General features: G+C 70.0%; 19 protein-coding genes. 8 read left to right on the top strand and 11 right to left on the bottom strand.

Translation table 11 applies throughout. The features are described 5' to 3' along the window. Nucleotides 1-133: 133 nt before the first annotated feature. The 8 genes from BSE24067_RS26230 (at nucleotide 134) to BSE24067_RS26195 (ending at nucleotide 7,891) form a co-directional block, all read left to right on the top strand. Nucleotides 134-652 (top strand): RDD family protein, encoded by a 519-nt coding sequence (locus tag BSE24067_RS26230; protein WP_151064718.1) that lies wholly within the window; start codon nucleotides 134-136, stop codon nucleotides 650-652. 266 nt (nucleotides 653-918) lie between these two features. Further along, complete coding sequence (locus tag BSE24067_RS26225) at nucleotides 919-1,854, top strand: UDP-2,3-diacylglucosamine diphosphatase (RefSeq protein ID WP_151064719.1); 936 nt, start codon at nucleotides 919-921, stop codon at nucleotides 1,852-1,854. A gap of 30 nt (nucleotides 1,855-1,884) precedes the next feature. Beyond that, nucleotides 1,885-2,919, top strand: a complete 1,035-nt coding sequence (locus tag BSE24067_RS26220) for a glycosyltransferase family 4 protein (RefSeq protein WP_151064720.1) — start codon at nucleotides 1,885-1,887, stop codon at nucleotides 2,917-2,919. Continuing rightward, nucleotides 2,916-3,452, top strand: a complete 537-nt coding sequence (locus BSE24067_RS26215) for a diacylglycerol kinase (RefSeq protein ID WP_151064721.1) — start codon at nucleotides 2,916-2,918, stop codon at nucleotides 3,450-3,452. Before BSE24067_RS26220 ends, BSE24067_RS26215 begins: the two co-directional genes overlap by 4 nt. A 203-nt stretch (nucleotides 3,453-3,655) precedes the next feature. Continuing rightward, nucleotides 3,656-4,411, top strand: coding sequence for a TetR/AcrR family transcriptional regulator (locus BSE24067_RS26210; RefSeq protein WP_151064722.1), 756 nt, complete (start codon nucleotides 3,656-3,658; stop codon nucleotides 4,409-4,411). Continuing rightward, a complete protein-coding gene (locus BSE24067_RS26205) occupies nucleotides 4,408-4,989 on the top strand; it encodes an LOG family protein (protein WP_151064723.1) in 582 nt (193 codons plus the stop codon). Before BSE24067_RS26210 ends, BSE24067_RS26205 begins: the two co-directional genes overlap by 4 nt. Before the next feature lie 22 nt (nucleotides 4,990-5,011). Continuing rightward, a complete protein-coding gene (locus tag BSE24067_RS26200) occupies nucleotides 5,012-5,773 on the top strand; it encodes an SDR family oxidoreductase (RefSeq protein ID WP_151064724.1) in 762 nt (253 codons plus the stop codon). Between the two features lie 228 nt (nucleotides 5,774-6,001). Next, a complete protein-coding gene (locus BSE24067_RS26195) occupies nucleotides 6,002-7,891 on the top strand; it encodes an ArnT family glycosyltransferase (protein ID WP_151064725.1) in 1,890 nt (629 codons plus the stop codon). Between the two features lie 24 nt (nucleotides 7,892-7,915). Here the strand turns inward: BSE24067_RS26195 and BSE24067_RS26190 are convergent, their stop codons facing one another. The 11 genes from BSE24067_RS26190 to kdpB form a co-directional block, all read right to left on the bottom strand. Next, nucleotides 7,916-8,539, bottom strand: coding sequence for a DUF924 family protein (locus tag BSE24067_RS26190; protein WP_151064726.1), 624 nt, complete (start codon nucleotides 8,537-8,539; stop codon nucleotides 7,916-7,918). Then, nucleotides 8,536-9,267 (bottom strand): alanyl-tRNA editing protein, encoded by a 732-nt coding sequence (locus BSE24067_RS26185; RefSeq protein ID WP_151064727.1) that lies wholly within the window; start codon nucleotides 9,265-9,267, stop codon nucleotides 8,536-8,538. Before BSE24067_RS26185 ends, BSE24067_RS26190 begins: the two co-directional genes overlap by 4 nt. Nucleotides 9,268-9,370: 103 nt before the next feature. Next, entirely contained in the window at nucleotides 9,371-9,781 is a 411-nt protein-coding gene (locus BSE24067_RS26180; protein WP_151064728.1) for a group II truncated hemoglobin, read from the bottom strand. A 41-nt stretch (nucleotides 9,782-9,822) separates the two neighbouring features. After that, nucleotides 9,823-12,327 carry an ABC transporter permease gene (locus tag BSE24067_RS26175; protein ID WP_151064766.1) on the bottom strand — a complete coding sequence of 835 codons (2,505 nt, stop codon included), beginning with the start codon at nucleotides 12,325-12,327 and terminating at the stop codon, nucleotides 9,823-9,825. Nucleotides 12,328-12,431: 104 nt separating this feature from the next. Then, nucleotides 12,432-13,049: a DUF4126 domain-containing protein gene (locus tag BSE24067_RS26170; RefSeq protein ID WP_059600405.1), complete on the bottom strand. Its 618-nt coding sequence runs from the start codon at nucleotides 13,047-13,049 to the stop codon at nucleotides 12,432-12,434. A 267-nt stretch (nucleotides 13,050-13,316) separates the two neighbouring features. Beyond that, nucleotides 13,317-13,637: a quaternary ammonium compound efflux SMR transporter SugE gene (gene sugE, locus BSE24067_RS26165; RefSeq protein ID WP_151064729.1), complete on the bottom strand. Its 321-nt coding sequence runs from the start codon at nucleotides 13,635-13,637 to the stop codon at nucleotides 13,317-13,319. A gap of 189 nt (nucleotides 13,638-13,826) precedes the next feature. Next, nucleotides 13,827-14,117: a putative hemolysin gene (locus BSE24067_RS26160; RefSeq protein ID WP_151064730.1), complete on the bottom strand. Its 291-nt coding sequence runs from the start codon at nucleotides 14,115-14,117 to the stop codon at nucleotides 13,827-13,829. Nucleotides 14,118-14,273: 156 nt separating this feature from the next. Beyond that, a complete protein-coding gene (kdpE, locus tag BSE24067_RS26155) occupies nucleotides 14,274-14,972 on the bottom strand; it encodes a two-component system response regulator KdpE (RefSeq protein ID WP_151064731.1) in 699 nt (232 codons plus the stop codon). Then, entirely contained in the window at nucleotides 14,965-17,814 is a 2,850-nt protein-coding gene (locus BSE24067_RS26150; protein WP_151064732.1) for a sensor histidine kinase, read from the bottom strand. The genes kdpE and BSE24067_RS26150 overlap by 8 nt, the downstream gene beginning before the upstream one ends. 146 nt (nucleotides 17,815-17,960) lie before the next feature. Continuing rightward, nucleotides 17,961-18,542 carry a potassium-transporting ATPase subunit KdpC gene (kdpC, locus tag BSE24067_RS26145; protein WP_151064733.1) on the bottom strand — a complete coding sequence of 194 codons (582 nt, stop codon included), beginning with the start codon at nucleotides 18,540-18,542 and terminating at the stop codon, nucleotides 17,961-17,963. Between the two features lie 28 nt (nucleotides 18,543-18,570). Next, nucleotides 18,571-20,655, bottom strand: a complete 2,085-nt coding sequence (kdpB, locus tag BSE24067_RS26140; RefSeq protein WP_151064734.1) for a potassium-transporting ATPase subunit KdpB — start codon at nucleotides 20,653-20,655, stop codon at nucleotides 18,571-18,573. Nucleotides 20,656-20,688 lie beyond the last annotated feature (33 nt).

Here is a 20,688-nt window from a genome sequence, read left to right as displayed (position 1 = left end):
CGCGTCGGCCGGCGCCGGCGTGCCGCCCGCTGCGTCGGCGACGTCCGGCACCGGGCCCGCCGCCGCGCCGGCCGCGGTCACACCGGTGTCGCCCGCCGACGCGCCGTCGCTGTTCAAGGGTTCCTGAGCGGCCGTGACGAAAGCCCCCGCGTCCACCGCTCCGGCCGCCCCGCCCGTCACCGCGCCGTCCGTGCGCCGGCGCCTCGCGGCGATGCTGTACGAAGCCGTGCTGCTGTTCGGCGTGGTGTTCTTCGCCGGGCTCGCATTCGGCCTCGCGACGCAGCAGCGCAACGGCCTCGTCCATCACAACCTGCTCGCCGCATGGATCGCGCTCGTCGTCGGCGCGTACTTCGTCTGGTTCTGGACCCACGGCGGCCAGACGCTGCCGATGAAGACCTGGCGGCTGCGGCTCGAATCGTCGAGCGGCCGGCCGCTGAACGCGGCTCATGCGCTCGTCCGCTATGCGCTCGGCTGGCTGTGGTTCCTGCCGCCGCTCGCGCTGCATCCGCTGCTCGGCCTGTCGGTGCCCGTCACGCTCGCCGTGGCAGCCGCATGGATCGTCGCGTGGGCGGGCGCCGCGCGCCTGCATGCCGACCGCCAGTTCCCGCACGACCGCCTCGCCCGCACCCGCGTGGTCGCAATTCCCCGCTGACGCGCCGCGCAATCCGCGCAACGGCCACCGCGGCCGGCTCAGCACACCCCCCTTCCGTCTGACGAAATTCGCCTGAAACGCGCGCACACGTGCCGCGCCAGGCTTACTCGCTACCGGCGCACCAGTCGGTGCGGCAGGTCGCGCAACGCCGCCGCATTCACTGCTAAACACGCGGCGACGACAGTAATAAGAACGTCTCGTGACTGTCACGGCATGGTCACGCCCGCATGGCGCAATGCGTGCATGTCAACCGGCGCGAGTCATGCATGGGCCAGAAAACGTCCGCGACCTCCCTGTTCCGTCAACCGTTCGGCGCCCGCGCCGTCACCGCGTTCCTGTCCGGCTCGGCCGCGACCGATGCGCTGTCGCCGCACGAGCCGACGACGACGCACGCGACCCATGACGAGCCCGACTCGTCCGCGCACCGTTACCGCACGATCTGGCTGTCCGATATCCACCTCGGCTCGAGCGGCTGCCAGGCGCCGTATCTGCTCGACTTCCTGCGCCACAACGAGTCGGAATACCTGTACCTCGTCGGCGACATCATCGACGGCTGGCAGCTGAAGAAGGGCTGGTACTGGCCGCAGGCGCACAACGACGTCGTGCAGAAGATCCTGCGCAAGGCGCGCAAGGGCACGCAGGTCGTGTACATCCCGGGCAACCACGACGAAGGCGCGCGGCAGTTCTGCGATCTCGCTTTCGGCGACATCCAGGTGCGCGGCGAGGCGTTTCACACGACGCTCGCAGGCAAACGTTTGTGGATCGTGCACGGCGACCTGTTCGACGGCGTGATCCAGCACGCGAAATGGCTCGCGTATCTCGGCGACACGCTGTACACGCTGATCCTCGTGCTGAACCGCTGGTTCAACCGGATCCGCAGCCGGCTCGGCTTCCAGTACTGGTCGCTGTCGCAGTACCTGAAGCACCAGGTGAAGAACGCGGTCAACTTCATCTCGCAGTTCGAGACCGTGATGACCGACGAAGCGCGCCGCCGCGGCTGCGACGGCGTCGTGTGCGGGCACATCCACAAGGCGGAGATCCGCGACATCGACGGCGTGCTGTACTGCAACGACGGCGACTGGGTCGAGAGCCTGTCCGCGCTCGTCGAGACGATGGAAGGCGAACTGAAGATCGTCTACTGGACGGTGATGCGCAGCGCGCCGTCCGCCGCCCCGTCGCGCAAGGCCAAGGCCACCGCCTGACACGACTCCACTTACAGGACACATGCCGCGATGAAGATCATGATCGTCACCGACGCGTGGGAACCGCAGGTCAACGGCGTCGTGCGCACGCTGAAGAGCACGTCCCGCGAACTCACCGCGCTCGGCCACCGGGTCGAAATGCTGACGCCGCTGGAATTCCGCACGGTGCCCTGCCCGACCTACCCGGAGATCCGCCTGTCGATCCTGCCGTACCGCAAGCTGCGCGCACGGATCGACGCATTCGCCCCGGACGCGCTGCACATCGCGACCGAAGGCCCGCTCGGCCTCGCCGCGCGCCGCTATGCGCGCGCGCGCAAGCTGCCGTTCACGACCGCGTATCACACGCGCTTTCCGGAATACGTGCAGGCGCGCTTCGGGATTCCGCTGGCGGCGACCTACAAGTTCCTGCACTGGTTCCACGCGCCGTCGCTCGCGGTAATGGCGCCGACACCGGTCGTGAAGCAGGACCTCGAGAAGTTCGGCTTCACGAACGTCGTGCTGTGGACGCGCGGCGTCGACCTCGACATCTTCCGGCCGATGGACTCGAAGGTGCTCAATACCGCGCGGCCGATCTTCCTGTACGTGGGCCGCGTCGCGATCGAGAAGAACGTCGAGGCGTTCCTGCGTCTGGACCTGCCGGGCTCGAAGTGGGTCGCCGGCGAAGGCCCGGCGCTCGCCGAGCTGAAGTCGCGCTATCCGGAAGCCAACTATCTCGGCGTGCTGTCCCAGGCGGAGCTCGCGAAGGTGTATGCTGCGGCCGACGTGTTCGTGTTCCCGAGTCGCACGGACACGTTCGGCCTCGTGCTGCTGGAGGCGCTCGCATGCGGCACGCCGGTCGCCGCCTACCCGGTCACGGGCCCGATCGACGTGCTCGGCGGGGGCAATGCCGGCGCGATGCACGAAGACCTGCAGGAAGCCTGCCTCGAAGCGCTGAAGATCGAACGCGAGACCGCGCGCGCATGGGCGGAACGCTTCTCGTGGCGCGCGGCGTCCGAGCAGTTCGCATCTCACCTGAAGCCGTTGCCGAAGACCGCGTACTCGCCCGCCGAAGGTGCCGCCGTTTGAAACGAGACCTGAACGACAACAACCCGCCCCCTGCCGCGACGGCGCAACGGCATCGTCCGTTCGACGAGGAAGAGCCGCACGCCGACGCGGAGCCGCACACGCACGAGCCACTCGGCCCGGACGATCGTCTGGCGCCGCTGCCGCCGAATCCGTACAAGCGCCACCGCGGGATCACGCGCGCGTGGTACGCGCTCAAGCATTCGCTGAACGGCTTTCGTGTCGCGATCCGCGAGGAGAGCGCGTTTCGCCAGGAGCTCACGCTCGCCGCGCTGATGCTGCCGATCGGCGCGTTCTCGCCGGTGCCGGCCGCGTCGCGCGCGCTGCTGATCGGCTCGGTGCTGCTGGTGCTGATCGTCGAGCTGCTGAACTCGAGCGTCGAGGCCGCGATCGACCGCATCTCGCTCGAGCGCCACGAACTGTCGAAGCGCGCGAAGGACCTCGGCAGCGCGGCGGTGACGGTCGCGCTGTTCGCGTGCGTGACGACGTGGGGCTTCGTGCTCGGCCCGGTCATCGCGCGCTGGCTCGGGTTCTAGCCGCGTCCGCCGGTGCCGCCGCGCCCTCGCGCATGCGGCGGTGCAGCACGCCGCCGCAGGCATCGCGCACACGAAATGCGCGCGATGCGGGGAAACAGCGGTTTATAATCGTCCGCCAGACCTAGAACAGCAACCCGCGCCGGACGAATCTCGCAGCATCGATTGCAGCGCCCGCCAGTCCGGCACACACAGGGCCGGACGACATGGAAGCGAAACCTCCCCGCCGCACCCGCGAACGGATTCTCGAGTTGTCGTTGAAACTCTTCAACGAGATCGGCGAGCCGAACGTCACGACCACGACGATCGCCGAGGAAATGGAAATCAGTCCAGGCAACCTGTACTACCATTTCCGCAACAAGGACGACATCATCAACAGCATCTTCGCGCAGTTCGAGCAGCAGATCGAACGGCGGCTGCGCTTCCCCGAAGATCACCGTCCGACGATCGACGAAACCTGGTCGTACCTGCAGTACATGGCCGATTTCATGTGGACCTACCGGTTCCTGTATCGCGACCTCAACGACCTGCTCGCGCGCAATCGCACGCTCGAAACACACTTCAAGCAGATCATCAGCCACAAGGTGCGCTTCGCGCACGACATGTGCGAGCTGCTCGTGTCCGACGGCGAAATGGTCGCGACGCCCGCCGAGATCGAAGTCATCGCCACCAACATGGCCGTGATCTCGACGTACTGGCTGTCGTATCAGTACGTGATGCACCCGCGCAAGTACAACGACCAGGACGCGATCCGCGAAGAACTGCACCAGGTCAGCATGCACGTGATCTCGATCATGGCGCCGTACCTGCGCGGCCGGTCGCGCCAGCTGTTCGACGATCTCGTCTCCGGCAAGCTGCCGAAGCGCCAGTTCACCGACTACCTGCCGCCGCGCGACGGTTCGCCGCGCGCGGCCGGCAGCCCGGTCGCCGCCAAGCCCGCCGCGAAGGATACGAAACAATGAAGGCAGTCTGTGTGTATTGCGGCTCGTCGTCCGGCGTGCGGCCCGTCTATGCGGACGCCGCGCGCGCATTCGGCCGCGCGCTCGTCGATGCGGGCCTCACGCTCGTCTACGGCGGCGGCCGCGTCGGCCTGATGGGCGTGATCGCCGATGAAGTGATGGCGGCCGGCGGCCGCGCGGTCGGCGTGATCCCCGAGCTGCTCGTCGACAAGGAAGTCGGCCATACGGGGCTCTCCGAGCTGCACGTCGTACCCGACATGCATCACCGCAAGAAGATGATGGCCGACCTCGCCGACGCCTTCGTCGCGATGCCCGGCGGCGCCGGCACGCTCGAGGAACTGTTCGAGGTCTACACGTGGGCGCAGCTCGGTTATCACCGCAAGCCGGTCGCGCTGTACAACATCGACTCGTTCTACGATCCGCTGATCGCGCTGCTGCGCCATACGGTCGACGAAGGCTTCATGCGCCCGACCTACTTCGATGCGCTGTGCATCGCGTCCGAGCCGGTCGCGCTGATCGAGCAGCTGCGCGGCTATCAGCCGCCCGCCCGCGACAAGTGGGCGTCCGACTCGGCGAAGTAACCCCTGTCGGGAGCCGCACACGATGCCCGCACCGTCCGAGCGCAAGGCCGTCCTCATCACCGGCGCGAGCCGCGGCATCGGCCGCGCGACTGCCGTGCTCGCGGCCGCGCGCGGCTGGGACGTCGGCATCAACTACGCGCGCGACGCGGCGGCCGCCGAGCTGACCGCGCAGGCCGTGCGCGACACGGGCGCCCGCGCGTGCGTGGTCGCCGGTGACGTCGCGAACGAAGCCGACGTGATCGCGATGTTCGACACCGTCACGGCCGCGTTCGGCCGCCTCGACGCGCTCGTCAACAATGCGGGGATCGTCGCGCCGTCGATGCCGCTCGCCGACATGCCGCTCGACCGGCTGCGGCGGATGTTCGACACCAACGTGCTCGGCGCGTACCTGTGTGCACGCGAAGCCGCGCGCCGCCTGTCGACCGACCGCGGCGGCCGCGGCGGCGCGATCGTCAACGTATCGTCGATCGCGTCGCGGCTCGGTTCACCGAACGAATACGTCGACTACGCGGGCTCGAAGGGCGCCGTCGATTCGCTGACGATCGGCCTCGCGAAGGAGCTCGGCCCGCACGGCGTGCGCGTAAACGCGGTACGCCCCGGCCTGATCGAGACCGACATCCATGCGAGCGGCGGCCAGCCGGGCCGCGCGGCGCGCCTCGGCGCGCAGACGCCGCTCGGGCGGGCCGGCGAAGCCCGCGAGGTCGCCGAAGCGATCGTCTGGCTGCTCGGCGACGCGGCGTCGTATACGACGGGGACCCTGCTCGACGTCGGCGGCGGACGGTAATCGCGCACCATAAAACACGAAAACGGGCCGACTGAAGCCCGCCGTGTCACGACACCACAAATCTCCACAATATCGTGACAGTTTCAGTAAACTTCCGTAACAATTCCGTGCTCTACTAGCGCCGAACGCAAGCAGCCCGGTCATCCGGCTGTCATGCCGCCTCGATGCGGCCCTTAATGGTCCCGGCCCATGTCGCCGGACCAGCTTGACCCGAACGAGATCTTTTCCATGCCAGGAACCGCAGCGCCCGGCCGGCGACGCACGTCCGTGCCCGCTTCGGCCACGCACGCCCGATCAGCCGCCGATTCCGACCTCAGCACGACGCTCCATGCCGCCGGCACGCCCGCCGCGGCCGACACCGTCGCGCCGGGCGGCACTCGCGTGCTGCGGCTCGGGTGGCGCGTATGGCTGATGATCGCCGCGCTGGTGTGCGCGTACACGCTGCCCGGCGTGCTCGGCCACGATCCGTGGAAACAGGACGAAACCTATACGTTCGGCATCATCCAGCACATGCTCGAGACCGGCGACTTCGTCGTGCCGACCAACGCCGGGCTGCCGTTCATGGAAAAGCCGCCGCTCTATGCGTGGGTCGCGACGAGTCTCGCATGGCTGCTGCAACGCGTGATGCCGCTGCACGACGCCGCCCGGCTCGCGAGCGCGTTGTTCGCGGCGCTCGCGTTCGGCTTCATCGCGCGCGCGGCGCGCAGCGCGAGCCGCGCCGACAGCTGGCTCGACCTGCGCGTGATCGGGCCGGTCGTGCTGAGCGCCGGCACGCTCGTCGTCATCAAGCACGTGCACGACATGATCACGGACGTCGCGCTGTTCGCCGGCGCCGCGATCGGGTTCTGCGGGCTGCTCGAACTCGTGATGCAGCATGTGGCGCGCGGCCGGCAGATGCAACACGGGCTGCCGGTGCGGCCAGCCAGCCGCTGGGCCGCGCCGACGCTCGGCGCGGGCGTCGGCATCGCGCTGATGGCGAAGGGGTTGTTCGTGCCGCTCGTGTTCGCGACCACCGTCACCGGCGCGATCGCGCTCTACCCCGCCTGCCGCACACGCGCGTTCGCGCGCGCGCTCGGCGTCGCCGCGCTGGTGTTCGCGCCGTTCGCGCTGATCTGGCCGATCGCGCTGTTCCTGCGGTCCGAAACGCTGTTCATGACGTGGTTCTGGGACAACAACGTCGGCCGCTTCTTCGGCTTCTCGGTGCCCGAACTCGGCGCCGAAAACGACAAGCCGCTCTTCATCCTGCGCGCGTTCCTGCTGGTCGGCTTCCCGGTCGCGCCGCTCGCGATCGTCGCGCTCGCCCGCGGCGCATGGCGCGACTGGCGCACGCCGCGCATCGCGCTGCCGGTGATGTTCGCGGGCATCGGCCTCGCGGTGCTGCAGGTGTCGGCGACCTCGCGGCAGCTGTACGTCCTGCCGTTCTTCGCGCCCCTCGCGCTGGTGGCCGCGCAGGCGATCGACCGCCTGCCGCGCGGGCTGCATCTCGCGTGGGACTACCTGAGCCGTCTGCTGTTCGGCACCGTCGTCGCGCTCGCGTGGGCGATTTGGGCGGTGATGGCCGATCCGGGCGCGTCGCGCGCGGGCATCGCGCTGCTCGGCCGCTGGCTGCCGCTCGACTGGACGATGCCGATCGCGCCGGCGCTCGTACTCGGCGCGCTCGTGCTGACGATCGGCTGGCTGACGCTGCTGCCGAAGCTGCGCACGACGGGCCCGTGGCGCGGCGCGCTGTCGTGGGGTGCGGGCGCGCTGGTCGCGTGGGGGCTCGTATATACGCTGCTGCTGCCGTGGCTGGACGTCGCGAAGAGCTATCGGTCGGTGTTCGACGACCTGAACGCGCATCTCGCGCTCGAATGGAGCGACGGCGACTGCATGGCGAGCCTGCACGGGCTCGGCGAATCCGAAGCGCCGATGCTGTACTACTTCTCCGGGATCCAGCACACGCCGATCGACGACGCGAAGACGACGCGCTGCACGTGGATGATCGTCCAGGGTGTGCGGGCCGTCGATCCGGCGCCGGGCAATGAATGGAAGCTGTTCTGGACTGGCGCGCGCCCCGGCGACAACGACGAACTGCTGCGCGTCTACGTGCGCACGCCCGAGGAGCACGGCGCGCCGTAACCGGCCGCGCCGCCGCCCCGCTCGTCAAAACGACGAACCAGGCTGCCGCAGGAAGACCGTCTCCTCGTCGGTCGACGCGCGGCCGAGAATCGCGTTCCGGTGCGGGAACCGGCCGAAGCGCTCGACCACGGCCGCGTGGCGCAGCGCGAAATCGTGATAGCTCTCGCACCCGGCCTCGCCGCGAATACCCGCGCACAGCCGCACCGCCTCCCGCTGGCTTTCATCCGACTCGTCGTGCTCGAACGGCAGGTACGCGAACGCGCGGTGGTGGCCGCTCGGCAGCTGCGCGTCCCACCCCGCCGCGACGACGCGCCGCGCGAGCGCCAGCGCCTTCGAATCGGCGGCGAATGCGCGCGGCGTGCCGCGATGAATGTTGCGCGAGAACTGGTCGAGCACCACGATCAGCGCGAGCGCGCCGAGCGGCGTGCGGGCCCAGTGATCGCACGCGCCGCTGCAAGCGGCGTCGAGCAGCGCGCCGTAGCGCGCGCGCAGCACGTCGTCGAACGCCGCGCCGCCGTTGAACCATACTTTGCGTGCGTGGCCGAACTCCGCCGAATCCGGCGCGCCGAACCAGAAATCGAGAATCTCGCGCGCTTGCGGGTCGAGTGCCGCCGCGCCGTCCGTCCGGTCAGGGTTGTCGATCGTCATGCAAACTCCAGTACGAGGCGCCGTGTCCGCGCGCTCTTCTTTTCCAGCTTCGCGACGCGCAGGGCGCCGATTTCCGACGTGTTGCGCACGTGCGTGCCGCCGCACGGCTGCAGGTCGATACCGTCGATCCGCAGCAATCGCACGCGGCCCAGCCCCATCGGCGGCTTCACGCTCATCGTGCGCACGAGCTCCGGCCGCTCGGCCATCTCGGCGTCGGTGATCCATTCGGTCGTGACCGCATGCGCGCCGTGCACGAGCGCCGCGAGGCGGCGTTCGACGTCGACGCGGTCGATCGCGTCCGACGTCGCGAAATCGAGCCGCACGTAGTCGGCCGTCACGCTGCAGCCGTCGACCGGATACGGCAGCACCGCGCACATCAGGTGCGCGGCCGTATGCAGCCGCATGTGCCGGTAGCGGCGCAGCCAGTCGATCTGCGCGACCACGCGCGTACCGGGCGCGAGCGCCGCGGCGCGCAGCGCCTGGCCGGCGTCCGGCACGTGCACGGCATCGTCGGGTATGGCGCCGTCGAACTTCGCCTTGCGCGTGTCGGCGATCGCGATCGTGCTGCCGTCGGGCAGCGTCAGCGTGCCGCTGTCGCCGGCCTGCCCGCCGCCGAGCGGATAGAACACCGTGCGGTCGAGCAGGATGCCGTCGTCGCCGACGGCCGCGACGATCGCGTCGCATTGCGTCAGGTATGCATCTTCGCGAAACAGAGCCTGGGTCGTCATCGGGCGAGCCTCGTATCGATGGGGAAATGCTCAGTGTCGCGCCGCGCCGCACGGACGCCCAGACGCAGATCGTCCGGCGCGCGGACGGCAGCGTACCGGTCGATCAACCGGGCCGGTTGCGCATCCAGTCGGCCGTGTCGTAGAACGAGTGCATCAGCCTTTCGCGCAACGGCTCGGGCAGCCCGATGTCGTCCATCGCCCACGCCATGCAGCGCAGCCACTGGTCGCGCTCGACCGATGCGATCGGGAACGGCAGGTGCCGCGCGCGCAGCCGCGGATGGCCGAACCGGCTGATGTAGTGGTCCGGTCCGCCGAGCCAGCCGCACAGGAACCAGAACAACTTGTCGCGCGAGCCGTCGAGCGACGCCGGATGCAGCGCGCGAATCTCCGCGAACTCGGGCTCGAGATCCATCAGGTCGTAGAAGCGGTCCACCATGTCGCGCACGCGGGCTTCGCCGCCCACGAGCTCGAACGCCGTCGGCTGCGACGGCGCTTCATCATTCACATCGGTCATACGGATAATCGGAAACGGGATGGTCGGGGCGCCAGCGACGCTCATGCGTCGCGCAGCGACTGCAGCGCCGGGCGCCGCAGCACATTATGCAGGCTCAGCCAGCCGGCCGCACCGGCGCACGCGACGCCGGCCGCGATGCCGGCCGGCACGAGCCACGGATCGACGGCGAGCTGGAAGTCGAACACGCGCGACGCGAGCACCCAGCCGACCGCGATCGCGCCCGCCGACGCGAGCGCGCCGGCCAGCACGCCGACGACGATGAATTCCGCGCGCTGCACCGCATTCACCTGCGCGCGTGACGCGCCGAGCGCGCGCAGCAGCGCGGCCTCGCGCATGCGCTCGTCGCGCGAGCCGGCGAGCGCGGTGTACAGCACGAGCAAGCCGGCCGCGAGCGTGAACGCAAACAGGAACTGCACCGCGCCGACCACCTGCAGCATCATCCGCTGCACCTGCGCGAGGATCGGCGCGACGTCGATCGCCGTCAGGTTCGGGTAGCGCGCGATCAGCGGATCGAGCAGCGCCGCCTGCGCAGCCGGCAGATGGAAGCTCGTCAGGTAGACGGCCGGGAAATCCTTCAGCACCGGCGGCGGCATCAGCACGAAGAAATTGACGCGGAACGAGCCCCAGTCGAGCTTGCGCACGCTGGTGATCGGCGCATCGACCGTCAGCCCCGTCACGTCGAAGCGCAGCGTGTCGCCCGGCTTCACGTTCAGTATCTTCGCGAGGCCGGCCTCGATCGAGATCTGCGGCCGCGCCGAATCGCCGAACCAGTCGCCTTCGACGATCCGGTTGTCGGAGGGCAGCTCGGTCGTATATGACAGGTTGAACTCGCGGTCGACGAGCCGGCGCGCTTCGTCGGACGGATACGCGTCGGGATTCACCGGCTTGCCGTTGATCGCGACGAGCCGGCCGCGCACCATCGGCGCGGGCACCGCGTCGCGCACGCCGTGCGCGGCGAGCCACGCGGCGACGTCGTCGCGCTGGTCGGGCTGGATGTCGATCAGGAACTGGTTCGGCGCATCGGGCGGCGTCGACTGCCGCCAGCCGGCGACGAGGTCGTTGCGCGTGATCGCGATCAGCAGCAGGCACATCAGGCCCAGCGCGAGCGCGGTGATCTGCAGCGCGCTCGCCGTGCCGCGCCGGTGCAGCGACGCGAGCGCGTAGCGCCAGCCGATGCCGGCGGCCATGCGCGCATTGCGCACCGCGCGCGCGGCCGCGTACAGCACGATGCGCACGATCAGCGCGAAACCGACCAGCGCGCCCGCGAACCCGCCCGCGACGATCAGGCCGAGCGTCAGGTTGCCTGCGGCGATGACGAGCAGTCCGGCGAACAGCACGACGCCGAACGCATACGCGGCCCACGCGGTGCGCGACGCGTCGCCCCAGTCGCGGCGCAGCACGCGCACCGGCGGCACGCGCGTGAGCGGCGCGAGCGGCGGCAACGCGAAGCCGAGGAGCAGCACGAGCGCGGCGCCGATGCCGACGAGCGCCGGCCACGGTGTCGGCGGCGGCAGCACGACGTCGATCAGGCTGCCGAGCGCGGCGAGCAGCGCCCAGTGGCCGCCGTAGCCGAGGACCGCGCCCGTGACGCCCGACACGACGCCGACGCCGGCGAATTCCAGTGCGAACAGCGCGCCGAGCGTGCGGCGGCTCACGCCGAGGCAGCGCATCGTCGCGCAGCCGTCGAGATGACGCCGCATGTAGCGCTGCGCGGCCATCGCGATCGCGACCGCCGCGAGCAGCGCGGTCAGCAGCGCAACCAGCGTCAGGAAGTGGCGCGCGCGATCGAGCGTCTGGCGCACCTGCGGCTGGCCTTCCTGCAGCGATTCGAGGCCGACGCCGCGCAGCTTGCCGCCGTCGACGCGCGCGTGCGCATACGCGTCGAAGCGCGCGACGGCCTGCGCGTCGCCGGCGACCAGCAGCCGGTACGTGACGCGGCTGCCGTAGCCGGTGAGCCCCGTCGCCGCAAGTTCGTCCGCGCGCATCATCAGCCGCGGCGAGAAATTGACGAACGAGAAGCCGCGATCGAGTTCGCGGGAGATCGACGCGGCGACCGTGAACGTGCGCAGCCCGACACGCACGGTGTCGCCCGCCTTCAGATGCAGCGCGTCGAGCAGCGCGGGATCGGCCCACACGGTGCCGGGCGCCGGAATGGCGTTCGCCTTCTGCGCGGCGCGCGCGCCGGCCGGCACGATCTCGACGGCGCCGCGCAGCGGATAGCCGGCGGAAACGGCCTTCACGGCCGCGAGGCGCGAGGGCGCCGCGCCGCCTGGCTGCGCGCCGGCGGCCGGCGCGATCATGCTGGGGAAGATCGCGGTCGTCGCGGTGCGCAGCCCGAGTGCGCGCGCGTCGCGATCGAACGACGGATCGACGGGATGGTCGGCGCGCACGACGAAATCGGCGCCGAGCATCTGGCGAGCGTCGCGCTCGAGCCCTTGCCGCAAGCGATCGGCGAGAAAGCCGACGCTCGTCAGCGCGGCGACGGCCAGCACCAGCGCCAGCACGAGCAGCGTGAGTTCGCCGGCGCGCCAGTCGCGCGCGGTCATGCGCGCGGCCTGGCGGATCAGGTCTTGCCAGCCGAAGCGGCCGGCATGCGCGCGCGGCCCGGCCGACGGATCAGCGTACTGTCGCTCGACGGGTGACGGCGCCTTCAATCGCGCTTGCCTCCGATCGAGTTGAGCCGCGACACCATGTGGTTCGCCATCCCGCGAAAGCCGCCCGACACGCCGCGCCACAGACGCGGCAGCGCCCACGCCGACGCCGCGATGAACGCCGCGAGCAGCACGAGGAACGCGAGCGGCACGAAGAATGCAAGCGCGAGGCCGCCGAACACGAGCCCGTCCTCGGTGGACGACGCGACCCAGTTCGAAATCGGTTCCGGAGACAGGTTGATCAGCGCGCGCGTGCCGGCCTTCGCGACGTGTGCGGCGCCGGCGAGCGAGCCGCCGGCCAGCCCCGCGACCGCGAGCACCGTCGGGTCGGCATGGCCGAGCGCGCCGGCGGCGAGCACCGCGCCGGCCGGAATCCGGATGAACGTGTGCACGGCGTCCCACAGCGAGTCGAACGCGGGAATCTTGTCGGCGAGGAATTCGGTGACGGCCAGCACGGCCGCGGCGCCGATCACCCATGGCGACATCAGCACCGCGAGCGTGTCGGGAAGATGGAGCCAGCCGACCCGCGCGAGCACGCCGGCGATCAGCACCGTCAGATAAAGGCGCAGCCCGCTCGCCCACGCGAGCCCCGCGCCGAGCGAAATGGCTTCGATCATGGCCCTCTCCTTGCACTTTCCGTGCGTTTTGCCGATTGATCGGATCGAGTCGGTATGACCGGCCGCGCGGCGCGTGGCGACCAGTGCCGCGCGCCGCGCACGGCACGACGGCATTCAGGCCCGAATGCGTTCCATTATAGACAGGCTGGCGGGAGGGCCGGCGCAATTCCGCGGCGCATCACGGCCATCACGGCCGGGCGCGGGGTGCGCGGCAGGGGCCGGGGCGTCGGGCGGCATCAAGCGGCATCAGGCGGGCATCAGGCCGCGTCAGCCGGCCGACGACAGTTTCAGGCCGATCAGCCCGATCACGATCAGCGACGCGCTCGCGACGCGGGCGACAGTCAGCGCCTCGCCCATCATCACGATGCCGAACACGAACGCGCCGACCGCGCCGATGCCCGTCCACACCGCATACGCGGTGCCGAGCGGCAGCTGGCGCATCGCGACCGCCAGCAGCCCGAAGCTGGCCAGCGCAGTCACGATCGTGAACACCGACGGTCCGAGCCTCGTGAAGCCCTCGGACGATTTCATGCCGGCCGCCCAGGCCACTTCGAGCAAACCGGCGATCAACAACAATACCCACGCCATCTCGACGTACTCCGTATCGGATGGGGCCGTCCCCGTTGAAGCGAATGACCCGGGGTCGTCCCCGGACGGCGGCGAGTATAACAAGATGCTTACAGGGATGCCGGACGCGGCCGGCGCCGGCCGCCGTGGGAGCGGCCGCGGCATGGCGCGCAACGCACGGCAGCGCCCGGAAAGCGCGCGCCGCCGCGTTCAGTCGCGCTTCGACGCGCGCTTGGCGCCGACGCCGCCGACGCAGCGGTCGTCGCGGTACAGCGCCCATTCGTCGCACACGCGGCCGTCCTTGAACACGCACATGCCGACCTGCCCGCGCGGCAGGTCGCGGATCACGTGACGGCCGCCGAGCTTCTCGCAATTGACGGACGCGGGATTGGCGAGCGCCGCTCGCGGCGCGGAAGGCTGCTGCCCCGGCGGCAGCGGCTGCGCGAACGCACCTGACGCAGCAAGCGCCAGCGCAGCGATGACGACCAGACGGACGGACATTGCACGCTCCTCGGATTCGTTCGCGGAACGGTCAGGATAGCGGGGAATGCGCGCCCGGTGTACGCGTCCCGCGCCGACGGCCGCAATGTCGCGCCAATGCTACTTCACCGGCGGGCGGCCTTCCATTACGGCCGCATCGCGCGGTACGCCGGCACGTCACGCGGCGCCGACGAGCCGGTAGCCGACGCCCGTTTCGGTGACGATGTGCTCGGGCTGCGCGGGATCGCGCTCGAGCTTCTGGCGCAGATGCGCCATGTAGATGCGCAGATAGTGCGGGCTCTCGACGTGCGACGGGCCCCACACGTCGCGCAGCAGCTGCCGGTGCGTGAGCACACGCCCCGCGTGCCGCACGAGGGTCGCGAGCAGCCGGTACTCGAGCGGCGTCAGGTGCACGATTTCGCCGTCGCGCCATACCTGGCGCAGCGCGAGATCGACCGTCACGCCGCCGAAGCCGACCTTCGGCGACTCGTTCGCGCCGCCCTGGTTGCGCCGGCGCAGTTGCGCGCGAATCCGCGCGCGCAGCTCGGACACGCCGAACGGCTTGGTCAGGTAGTCGTCGGCGCCGGCGTCGAGCGCGGCCACTTTCTCCTCTTCCTGCGTGCGCGCGGACAGCACGATGATCGGCACGTCCGACCAGCCGCGCAGTTCGCGGATCACGTCGATGCCGTCGGTATCGGGCAGCCCGAGGTCGACGATCACGAGATCGGGCTTGCGGGTCGCCGCGTCGATCAGCCCCTGCTTGCCCGTCTCCGCGTCGAACACGGCGATGTCCTCCTCCTCGAGCGCGGCGCGCACGAAGCGGCGGATCTGTTTTTCGTCCTCGATCAGGACGACGGTCAGGCTCGGTTCACTCATGGTCTGGCAAGGGCTCGGAGGAAGACGGCGCGCCGGGCGCGTCGAGGTCGTCGTCGGGTACGGCAGGCGCAGGCGGCGGCGTGTCGACCGGCAGCGTGAACCAGAAGCGCGCGCCCGTCACGCGGCCGTCGGGTGCGGTACGGTTGAGCGCGCCGATTGTACCGCCGTGCGCGTCGACGATCGCGCGGCAGATTGCCAGGCCGAGGCCGATGCCCGGTGTCGCCGACTCCTTCTCGCCACGCGTGAACTTGTCGAAGATCCGCGTTTCCATCCCGGCCGGCAGGCCGGGGCCGTGATCGTCGACATGCACACGCACGAACGCGCGGCCGTCGTCGGTCACGCGTTCGGCGCCGATGTCGATCGGCGCGTCGGCCGGCGTGTACTTCGCCGCGTTCTCGAACAGGTTCGCGAACAGCCGCTCCATCAGCACCGCGTCGGTCTGCAGCAGCGGCAGGTCGGCCGGCAACGCGACGCGCACCGGATGGCGCGCGAGCACGCGCTTGCACGCGGCGAGCGCGGCGCCGACGGTTTCCTCGAGCAGCGACCACTGGCGCTTCAGCTGCAGGCTGCCGGCCTGCAGCCGCGCCATGTCGAGCAGGTTCGTGACGATGCCGGTCATCCGCAGCGCCTCGTCGTGGATCGCGTCGACGAGCTCCGCTTCGCGTTGCGCGGGCCGCTCGGCCGCCGTGTCGCCGGCCGGCGCGCGCGACGCGGCCGCGCGCCCGTTCGCGAGCATCGACGAGAACCCGACGATCGTCGTCAGCGGCGTGCGCAGATCGTGCGAGATCGCCGACAGCAGCGAGTTGCGCAGCCGCTCGGACTCCATGTTGACGAGCGCGTCGCGCGCGATCTCGACGTAGTGCACGCGTTCGAGCGCAAGCGCGATCTGCGCGGCGAACGCATCGAGCATCCGCTGCTGCTCGGGCACGTCGAGTTCGCGCGGCTCGCGCGACACGACCGCGAGCACGCCGCGCGTGCGCATCGGCGCCTTCAGCGGCAGGTACAGCGCGGCCGCCGCCGGCAAGGTATCGGTGCCGCGCCCGGCCGGCTTCTGCTGGTCGTACACCCACTGGCCGACGTCGCGGTCGAGCTCCGCGCCGGTCAGCGTCACGGCCGCGTCGGGCTCCTCGATCTTCTGGCGCACCTGATCGGCGCTGTCGGGCAGCAGGAACGCGACGCGCGCGCGAAACACTTCGCTCACGTGACGGCTGCCGATCTCGACGATCTGCTCGGTCGTCAGCGCCGCGCCGAGCTCGCGCGCCATCGCGTAGATCGCGCCGGTGCGGCGCTCGCGGTGCTGCGCGATGCTCGCCTGGCGCGTGAGCGTCGACGTCAGGTGGCTGATCACGAGCGACGTGAGCAGCATCCCGAAGAAGGTCAGCAAATATTGCGTGTCGCTGACCGAGAACGACATCCGCGGCGGCACGAAGAAGAAGTCGAATGCGGCGACCGACAGGAACGACTGCAGCACGCCCGGCCCGCGCCCGAGCCGCACCGCCGAGAACACGACGCCGAGCAGGTACAGCATCACGAGGTTCGTCAGGTCGAGCCGCGCGGACGCGACGCTCGCCACACCGGTGATCGCCGCGCAGATTGCGGCTGCATACGCGTAGTGGCGCGGCGGCGAACGCCGCGTGCCGAGCAGCGCGAACGCATCGCGCCAGTCGCGGGCGCGCGCGTCGCGCGGCGCCGCGCGCACTTCGTCGCTCGCCGACGCGCGAATCAGCATCAGATCGACGTCGCCCGCCCGTTCGGCCAGCTGCTCGCCGAACGGCCGCGCGAAGCGGCGTGCGAGCCCGACCCTCGACGAGCCGCCTGCAACGATCTTCGACACGTTGCGCACCTTCGCATAGCCGATCAGCGCGGTGACGGCGTCGTCGCCCGCGAGCGTGGCCGTCTCCGCGCCGAGCTCGGCCGCGAGCTTCAGTGCATCGAGCGTGCGCTGCCGTTGCGCGTCGGGCAGCCGCTGCAGCCGCGGCGTCTCGACGTACACGGCGATCCAGTCGGCCTTCACGCTCGCGGCGAGCCGCGCGGCCGCGCGCACGAGCGTCGGCGCTTCGGGACCGGGCCCGACGCACACGAGCAATCGTTCGCGCGCCTGCCAGATGCGCTGAATCGAACGGTCGGCGCGGTACTCGCGCATCTGCGCGTCGACGCGGTCGGCCGTGCGGCGCAGCGCGAGTTCGCGCAGCGCGATCAGGTTGCCCTTGCGGAAGAAGTTGCGCACCGCGCGCTCGGCCTGCTGCGCGAGATAGACCTTGCCGTCGCGCATCCGCTCGAGCAGTTCCTCGGCCGGCAGGTCGACCAGCGTGACCTCGTCGGCCGCGTCGAACACGCGATCGGGCACGGTCTCCCACACGCGGATGCCGGTGATTGCGCCGACCACGTCGTTCAGGCTTTCGAGATGCTGGACGTTGACCGTCGTGTACACGTCGATGCCCGCGTCGAGCAGTTCGTAGACGTCCTGCCAGCGCTTCAGATGGCGCGCGCCCTGCACGTTCGAATGTGCGAGTTCGTCGACGAGGATCAGTTGCGGCGCACGCGCGAGCGCGCCGTCGAGATCGAATTCGGCGAGCGTGCGGCCGCGATATTCGATGCGCGCGAGCGGCAGCACGTCGAAGCCGTCGAGCAGCGCGGCGGTCTCGCTGCGCCCGTGCGTCTCGACGATGCCGACGACGACGTCGACGCCGTCCTGCCGCCGCTGGCGCGCGGCCTGCAGCATCGCATAGGTCTTGCCGACACCGGCGGATGCGCCGAAGAAGATCTTCAGCTGGCCGCGCCGCTGCTTTTCTTCGTCGCGCTGCAGCTTGTCGAGGAGTTGGTCGGGATCGGGGCGGTTCATGCGTCAGGAGGGCGAAGCGCCTGTTGGCGCGCGGGATACACGCATTGTGGTTCCAAATCGCTGCAAAAGGCAAAGACGGCGCATGCGCCGTCGGTCAATGCCGGCGCGGCGCGCAGACTGCCGCGCCGCGCCGCGAGGCACCGCGCTCAGTGCGCGGCCTGCGCCGCGTCGAGCGCAAGGTTCAGCTTCAGCACGTTCACGCGCGGCTCGCCGAGCACGCCGAACTGGCGGCCCGTCGTGTTCGCGGCGACGAGCTGCGCGACCGCGTCCGCCGTGAGCTTGCACGCCTTCGCGACGCGCTCGACCTGGTACGCGGCCGCGGCCGGCGTGATCTCCGGGTCGAGGCCGCTCGCCGACGCGGTCACGAGATCGATCGGCACGGGCTTCGACAGGTCGGTGCCCGCGTCGCGCAGCGCGGCGATGCGCGCCTTCACCTGGTCGGCGAGCGACGGGTTCAGCGGGCCGAGGTTCGAGCCGCCGGAGCCGGTCGCGTTGTACGGCATCGGCGACGTGGCCGACAGCCGGCCCCAGAAGTACTTCGGCGCGTCGAACGGCTGGCCGATCAGTGCGGAGCCGACGACCTTGCCGTCGTGCTCGATCAGGCTGCCGTTCGCCTGCGACGGGAAGACGGCCTGGCCGAACACGGTCATCACGGCCGGGTACGCGAGCCCCGTCACGGCGGTCAGCACGACGAAGATCACGACGAGCGGGCGAATCAACGTTTTCATGGTGGTGGTTCCTTCAATAGCGGCCGGTTCAGGCCCAGCCGAGCGCGGCGAGCGTCATGTCGATCAGCTTGATGAACGGGAACGGCAGCAGCACGCCGCCGAGGCCGTACACCAGCAGGTTGCGGCGCAGCAGCGACGCGGCGCCGAGCGGCCGGTACGTGACGCCCTTCAGCGCGAGCGGGATCAGCGCGACGATGATCAGCGCGTTGAAGATCACCGCAGACAGGATCGCCGACGCCGGCGACGTCAGATGCATGATGTCGAGCACCTTCAGCTGCGGATACGTCGTCACGAACGCGGCCGGAATGATCGCGAAATACTTCGCGATGTCGTTCGCGATCGAGAACGTCGTCAGCGAGCCGCGCGTCATCAGCATCTGCTTGCCGATCTCGACGATCTCGATCAGCTTCGTCGGGTTCGAGTCGAGGTCGACCATGTTGCCGGCTTCCTTCGCCGCCTGCGTGCCGGTGTTCATCGCGACCGCGACGTCGGCCTGCGCGAGCGCCGGCGCGTCGTTGGTGCCGTCGCCCGTCATCGCGACGAGCCGCCCGGCCGCCTGGTGCTCGCGAATCGTCGCGAGCTTGGTTTCCGGCGTCGCTTCCGCGAGGAAGTCGTCGACGCCGGCTTCCGCCGCGATGGCCGCGGCCGTCAGCCGGTTGTCGCCCGTCACCATCACGGTCTTGATGCCCATCTTGCGCAGCTCCGCGAAGCGCTCCTTGATGCCGCCCTTCACGATGTCCTTCAGCTCGATCACGCCGAGCACGCGCGCGACGCCGTCCTGCAGGTCGGCCACCACCAGCGGCGTGCTGCCGCGGCGCGCGACGTCGTCCACCGCGCGGCGCACTTCTTCCGGAAAGCGGCTGCCGTGCGTTTCGACGTAGCGGCGAATCGCGTCGGCCGCGCCCTTGCGGATGTCGCGGCCGGGCAGATCGACGCCGCTCATCCGCGTCTGCGCGGAAAAGCCGACGAACGTCGCGTGCAGGTGCGCCATGTCGCGCTGACGGATGTTGAAGCGCTCCTTCGCGAGCACGACGATGCTGCGGCCTTCCGGCGTTTCGTCGGCGAGCGACGACAGCTGCGCGGCGTCCGCGAGCGCTTCCTCGGTGACGCCCGGCGCGGGGACGAACATCGACGCCTGACGGTTGCCGAGCGTGATCGTGCCGGTCTTGTCGAGCAGCAGCACGTCGACGTCGCCAGCCGCCTCCACCGCGCGGCCCGACGTCGCGATCACGTTCGCCTGCATCATCCGGCTCATCCCGGCCACGCCGATCGCCGAAAGCAGCCCGCCGATCGTCGTCGGGATCAGGCACACGAGCAGCGCGACGAGCGCGGTGATCGTCACCACGTGGCCGGACTTCATCGCGTCGACGGAGAACATCGAGAACGGCAGCAGCGTCGCGGTCGCGAGCAGCATCACGATCGTCAGCGCGACGAGCAGGATCGTCAGCGCGACCTCGTTCGGCGTCTTCTTGCGCTTCGCGCCTTCGACCATCGCGATCATGCGGTCGAGAAACGCCTCGCCGGGGTTCGCGGTGACGTTGACGACGATCCAGTCGGACAGCACGCGCGTGCCGCCCGTCACCGACGAGAAGTCGCCGCCCGACTCGCGGATCACCGGCGCGGATTCGCCGGTGATCGCCGATTCGTCGACCGACGCGACGCCGTCGATCACCTCGCCGTCGGCCGGGATCACGTCGCCGGCCTCGACCAGCACGACATCGCCTTTGCGCAGGTCGGACGCGGTCGTGATGCGGATCGGCGACTTCGGGTGCGGCTCGTTCAGCTTCTTCGCCATCACGTCCTTCTTCGCGCTGCGCAGCGACGCGGCTTGCGCCTTCGAACGCCCTTCGGCGAGTGCTTCGGCGAAGTTCGCGAACAGCACGGTGAACCACAGCCACAGCGCGATCGCGACGATGAAGCCGGCCGGCGCGTCGGCCTGGCCGGCGAGTGCCGCGATCCACAGGATCGTGGTGAGGATGCTGCCGACGTACACGCAGAACATCACCGGGTTGCGCAACTGCGTGCGCGGCGCGAGTTTCTTGAACGCATCCACGATCGCCGGGCGCACGAGCGCCGGATCGAACATGGACCGTGTTGCGGAATGTTGAGTCATTGCGATCTCTTCAACTTTTTCAAGGTGTCGCCA

Source organism: Burkholderia latens, assembly GCF_902499045.1.
In the GTDB taxonomy this organism is placed as follows: domain Bacteria; phylum Pseudomonadota; class Gammaproteobacteria; order Burkholderiales; family Burkholderiaceae; genus Burkholderia; species Burkholderia latens.
This window is presented reverse-complemented; position numbering and strand designations above follow the sequence as displayed.